We start from the raw sequence: 5,619 nt of genomic DNA, 5'->3' as shown, positions 1-5,619 counted from the left end.
GTCGGTGGCGGGGGCCGGTGACGGGGTCGGTGGCGGTTCGGGTCAGCCCGCCGCGGCGAGCACGTCCCGGTAGGCCTTGACCCAGCCGGCCAGCGTGGCGCTCTCCTGACCGATCAGGATGTGGCGCCGCACCATGCCGCCGAACATCGCGCCGAGCGCGGTCGGGCGCAGGTCGGTGTCCGGGTCGACGTCGAGCCGCTCGGCGGCGATGGTGACGGTGCGTTCGATGAAGGCGTCGATGACGACCAGGGCGTAGTTGTGGACGGAGTGCACTTCGAGCAGGCCCCTGCGCAGCCGCCGCCGGCGCTCGGTGTGCTCGACGGGCTCCTCCAGCCGTCCGCCGGTGACGGTCAGCGCGTGTTCGAGCGCGGCCCAGAGCGGGAGTTCGGCGGGGGCGGCGGCGAAGGCGTCGAGGACGACCTGGCCGAAGTCCCAGCCGAAGAGCAGGGCCTCCTTGGCCGGGTAGTAGCGGAAGAAGGTGCGGTGGGCGACGTCGGCGCGGCGGCAGATCTGGTCCACCGTGGTGCGCTCGTAGCCCTGCTCCTCGAAGAGTTCGAGCGCCGCGGTGCGGATGCTGTCGCGGGTGCGCGCCTTCTTGCGGTCGCGCATGCCCGGCTCCGCCGCGGTGTCCGTCCCCTGCATCGTTCTTCCGCTCCTGTTCGGTGAGTTGGGTGTCCGAGTCGGTCTCGGGCGAGTGCCCGGCCCGGGCGGAGGTGGGGCCGCCGAGGGGGCGGCTGTCAGTACCGAATCACGTCCGACCGTGCTCGCTCAAGGCGGGAGCCGACTCTTCCGGGTTTCGTCATCCGAAGTTTGCACAACTGCCTTTTGGCAGTACTGCCACTTCCGAAATGGTGTGGGCGTCGGCGGCCGCACTCCCCCTGGCCGCCCCGCACCCCCCGAACCGAGGAACCATGAAGCGGCACACCCACCTCCTGGTAGCCGCGGCCTGCACGGCCGCGCTCACGCTCACCGCCTGCTCCGCCTCCGACGACGCCCTGTCCGGCACCGGCACCGGCACCGCCGCCGGGAACACCGGCACGGCGGCCGACGGGCCGGCCGTGGACGGCGGCACGCTCAAGATCGGCCTGGACCGGCCGTTCACCAAGCTCGACCCCGCCGACGGCACCCTGACCTCGATGCCGATGATGGTCCTCGCCAACGCCCTGTACGACCCGCTGATGGTCAACGGCGACAACGGCACCGTCCAGCCGTACCTCGCCAAGTCCTTCACCCCCAACGCCGACGCCACGGTCTGGACCCTCGACCTGCGCGAGGGCGTGACGTTCAGCGACGGCAAGCCGCTCGACGCCCAGGCCGTCGCCGACCACGTCACCCGGCTCGCCAAGCCGGAGAGCAAGTGCGCCTGCGCCCTCGACGCGGCCGCCATCGGCTCCACCGCCGTCACCGGCCCGACCACCGTCGCCTTCACCCTCAAGGCGCCCGACGCCGCCTTCCCCAACCTGTTCACCCGCTCGCTCGGCTACGTCTCCGAGGCCCCGTCCGGCGACTCCCCCGCCGTCGGCTCCGGCCCGTACACCGTGGAGAGCGTGCAGCCCGGAGTCTCCGTCACCCTGTCCCGCAATCCCGCGTACTGGGGCGCCAAGGGCCACGCCGACAAGCTCGTCTACCGGGTGCTGCCCGACGCCGACAGCCGCTACCAGTCGCTGCGCTCCGGCGACACCGACCTGATCTGGACCGAGACGCCCAGCCAGCTCAAGCAGGCCGCCGCCGACGGGCTGCGCACCGCCACCGGGCCCGGCTCCACCAGCACCGTGCTGTTCAACACCAAGGCCGCACCCTTCGACGACGTCCGGGTCCGCCGGGCGGTGCAGTACGCGATCGACCGCGAGGCCCTGGAGAAGGTCGTCTTCCTCGGCCAGGGTTCCGTCGCGGACGGCCCGATCGGCTCCCGCTCCCCGTACCGCACCGCCGCCGGGTACCCGGCCCACGACCCGGCCAGGGCCCGCGCCCTGCTGGCCGAGGCCGGCCACCCCGACCTCGCCTTCGAGTACCTCGTCGACATCCGCCCCGAGGCCCAGCAGCGCGCCACCGTGCTCCAGCAGATGCTCGGCGAGGCCGGGATCAGGATGACCGTCAAGCCGCTCGACAACGCGGGCCTGGGCACCGCGATGCTCCAGCGCAAGTTCCAGGTGATGGACTTCATCACCAGCATGTTCGGCGACACCGACACCGCGCTCAGCAGCCTCTACCTGCCGAACTCGCCGTACAACTTCATGAGTTGGTCGGACCCCGAGGCCCAGAAGGCGATCACCGAGGGCCGTTCCTCGACCGACGCCGCCAAGCGCTCGGCCGCCTACGGCCAGGCCGCCGCGCGGGTCGTCGGCGAGGCGCCGATGGTCTTCCTCACCGAGAACACCGTCGGCTTCCTCGGTGCCGCCAAGGTCGGCGGGCTGCCCGACCTGTCCAAGCGCACCGTCCTCAACGTCTCGCCCGCCACCCTGTGGGTGAAGCGATGACCCCCGGCGCCCGGACCGCCCTGCGGTACGGCGGGCAGCTCGGCCGCGCCGCGGCCGTCCTGCTGCTGGTCACCGTCGGCGCGCTCGCCCTGCCCCACCTGATGCCCGGCTCCCCCGCCGTCGCCGCCCTCGGCCCCACCGCCACCCCCGAGCAGATCTCCGCCTACGAGGCCGGGCTCGGCCTGGACCGCAACGTGCTCGCCGCCACCTGGCAGTGGATCGGCGACGCCCTGCACGGCGACCTCGGCCACTCGCTGTCCACCGGAGCGACCGTCACCGGCGAACTCGCCGACCGGATCCCCGTCACCCTCGAACTCTTCCTCGCCGCCCAGCTGGTGGCGCTCTGCCTGGCCGTTCCCGTCGCCCTGCTCTCCGCCTGGCGGCCCGGCGGCACCTTCGACAGGCTCGCCACCACCGCCACCTTCTGCTGGCTCGCCGTCCCCGGCTTCGCCCTCGGCCTGCTGCTCATCTGGATCGCCGCCGTCCAGCTGCGCGTCCTGCCCGCCACCGGCTGGACCCCGTTCACCGAGAACCCGGCCGAGAACCTGCGCCACCTGGTGCTGCCCGCCCTCACCCTCGGCCTCACCGAGGCCGCCGTGTTCACCCGCACCCTGCGCGGGCAGCTGCTCGACACCCTCGACCAGCCGTACATCGCCGCCGCCCGCAGCCGCGGCATGGGCACCACCCGGCTGCTGCTGCGCCGCGCCCTGCGGCCGTCCAGCCTGCCGCTGGTGACGCTGATCGGGATCGGCATCGGGACCTCGCTGGGCGGCTCGGTGCTGGTCGAGTCGCTGTTCGCGGTGCCCGGCGTCGGCAGCCTGGTCTCCGGGGCCATCGCCGGCCGGGACTTCCCGGTCGTCCAGGCCGTGGTGGTGGTCAGCGCCGTCGCCGTGGTCGCGGCCACCTTCGCGGTCGACCTGCTGTACCGCACGATCGACCCGAGGATCGCCCATGAGCACCGCTGAAACCACCGCCGTGACCGCCGAGAGCACCGCCGGGACCCCAATCGCCCGCCGCCGCCCGCCGGCCGGGGTGCTCGCCGCCGCGGCCTGGCTGGCCGTGGTCGCCCTCGCCGCCCTGCTGCTGCCCCTGCTGCCCGGCTTCGACCCGCTGCACGGCGACTTCGCCCACCCCTCCGCCGCCCCCGGCCCCGGCCACTGGCTGGGCACCGACGGCTCCGGGCGGGACATCCTGCAGCGCACCGTCGCCGGCGCCCGCGCCTCCTTCACCGTCGCCGCCCTGACCGTCCTGGTCGGGCTGCTCGGCGGCGGCGCGCTCGGCCTCGCCGCCGGCTGGTTCCGCGGCCCGGTCGACAAGGCCATCGGCTTCGCGACCGACCTGCTGATGTCCGTGCCCAGCCTGATCCTGGTGATGATCGTGGTCTCGATGCGCGGCCCCGGCCTCACCGTCATCGGCGGCCTGATCGGGCTGTTCACCGTCCCGCACTTCACCCGGGTGGTGCGCGCCGTCGTGCTCTCGCTCGCCGAGCGCGGCTTCGTCCAGGCCGCCCGCATGATCGGCACCGCCCCGCTGCGCGTCCTGCGCCGCGAGATCGTCCCGCACGTCCTGCCGATCGCGCTCACCTTCGCCTTCACCGCCACCACCGTCGCCATCGTCGCCGAGGGCTCGCTCAGCTTCCTCGGCTTCGGGCTGCGCCCGCCGGAGCCCTCCTGGGGCGGCATCATCGCCGAGGGCCGCACCACCCTCGGCAGCGCGCCGTGGATCTCGCTGGCACCCGCCGCGGTGCTCTGCCTGACCGTCCTCGCCCTCAACTACCTCGGGGAGCACCTGCGTTCGGGCGCTCCCGCCGCAGCCAAGCCCGCCGCTGCGAAGTCCACCGCCACGAAGGGAGCGCGCGGATGACCTCCGCCCCCGTCCTCGACGTCCGCTCGCTGGACACCGTCCTGCACACCCCCGACGGGCGGAGCCTGCACGTCCTGCACGGCGTCAGCCTCGGCATCGCGGCCGGCGAGTGCCTCGGCGTGGTCGGCGAGTCCGGCTCCGGCAAGTCCGTGCTCGCCCGCACCGTCCTCGGCGTCGGGTCGCGCACCACCAGGGCCGTCGCCACCGGCGAGATCCGGCTGAACGGCGAGGACCTGCTCGCCGCCACCCCCGCCCGGCGCGCCGAACTGCTCGGCACCGGCATCGCCATGGTCCACCAGGACCCGATGACCTCGCTCAACCCGGTCGTCCGGATCGCCGACCAGGTCACCGAGTCGATCACCAACCGGCGCCGCCTGTCCCGGCGCGAACGGCTGCGCACCGCCGCCGAGTTGCTCGCCGCCGTCGACGTCCCCGACCCCGCCCGGCGGGCCCGCGCCCACCCGCACGAGCTCTCCGGCGGCCTGCGCCAGCGCGTCGGCATCGCCGCCGCCCTGGCCGGCGAACCGGCCCTGCTGCTCGCCGACGAACCCACCACCGCCCTCGACGTCACCGTCCAGCGCACCGTCCTCGACCTGCTCGACCAGCACCGGGCCGACCGGGGCCTGGCCACCCTGCTGATCACCCACGACATCGGCCTGCTGTACGGGCGGGCCCGCCGCATCGCCGTCATGTACGGCGGCCGGATCGTCGAGACCGGCCCCACCGAGGCCGTCACCCGGAACCCCCGACACCCCTACACGGCGGCGCTGCTGCGCTCCGTCCCGCGGGTCACCGGCCCGCTGCGCCGCACCCTGCCCGCCATCCCCGGCTCACCGCCCGACCTCACCCGGCCCATCCCCGGCTGCCCCTTCGCCCCGCGCTGCGAGCGGGCGACCGAACTCTGCACCACCACCGCGCCACCCACCCGCACGGCGGCGGACGGACACACCGCCGACTGCCACTTCCCGCTCACCGCGGCCGACCCCATCGCTCCCGAGGAACTGGAGTCCGCGGCATGACCACCGCCCCCGAGACCGTCGCCCCCGACACCGCCGGCGCCGGAACTGCCGACGCTGGTACGGCCGTCCTGGAGGCCACCGGCCTCGGCGTGGTCCACCGCACCCGCTCCGGCCCGCTGCACGCCGTCAGCGGCGTCGACCTGGCCCTGTATCCGCGCCGCACCCTCGCCCTGGTCGGCGAGTCCGGCTCCGGCAAGAGCAGCATCGCCAAGGCCCTGCTGCGGCTGCCCCCGCCCACCACCGGCACCGTCACCCTCGAC

Annotated in this window: 6 protein-coding genes; 5 read left to right on the top strand and 1 reads right to left on the bottom strand. The window is 74.2% G+C overall.

From position 1 onward, the window contains the following. Positions 1-42: 42 nt before the first annotated feature. Positions 43-642, bottom strand: coding sequence for a TetR family transcriptional regulator (locus tag ACIQOV_RS24765; RefSeq protein ID WP_401051882.1), 600 nt, complete (start codon positions 640-642; stop codon positions 43-45). A 269-nt stretch (positions 643-911) separates the two neighbouring features. On the opposite strand from ACIQOV_RS24765, the gene ACIQOV_RS24760 reads away from it, so the two are divergent. From ACIQOV_RS24760 to ACIQOV_RS24740, 5 genes are all read left to right on the top strand, one after another. Further along, complete coding sequence (locus ACIQOV_RS24760) at positions 912-2,477, top strand: ABC transporter substrate-binding protein (protein WP_401051880.1); 1,566 nt, start codon at positions 912-914, stop codon at positions 2,475-2,477. Beyond that, a complete protein-coding gene (locus ACIQOV_RS24755; RefSeq protein ID WP_401051877.1) occupies positions 2,474-3,442 on the top strand; it encodes an ABC transporter permease in 969 nt (322 codons plus the stop codon). The genes ACIQOV_RS24760 and ACIQOV_RS24755 overlap by 4 nt, the downstream gene beginning before the upstream one ends. After that, positions 3,429-4,340, top strand: a complete 912-nt coding sequence (locus ACIQOV_RS24750; protein ID WP_401051875.1) for an ABC transporter permease — start codon at positions 3,429-3,431, stop codon at positions 4,338-4,340. The genes ACIQOV_RS24755 and ACIQOV_RS24750 overlap by 14 nt, the downstream gene beginning before the upstream one ends. Continuing rightward, a complete protein-coding gene (locus tag ACIQOV_RS24745) occupies positions 4,337-5,359 on the top strand; it encodes an ABC transporter ATP-binding protein (RefSeq protein ID WP_401051872.1) in 1,023 nt (340 codons plus the stop codon). The genes ACIQOV_RS24750 and ACIQOV_RS24745 overlap by 4 nt, the downstream gene beginning before the upstream one ends. Then, positions 5,356-5,619, top strand: a 264-nt coding sequence (locus ACIQOV_RS24740) for an ATP-binding cassette domain-containing protein (protein ID WP_401051869.1), incomplete at its 3' end; no start/stop codon positions are given. The genes ACIQOV_RS24745 and ACIQOV_RS24740, both read left to right, overlap by 4 nt.

Source organism: Kitasatospora sp. NPDC091257, from assembly GCF_044757675.1.
Classification (GTDB): Bacteria; Actinomycetota; Actinomycetes; order Streptomycetales; family Streptomycetaceae; genus Kitasatospora; species Kitasatospora lactacystinica.
The sequence above is the reverse complement of the archived record's forward strand: the minus strand, read 5'-3'. Positions and strand labels throughout refer to the sequence as shown.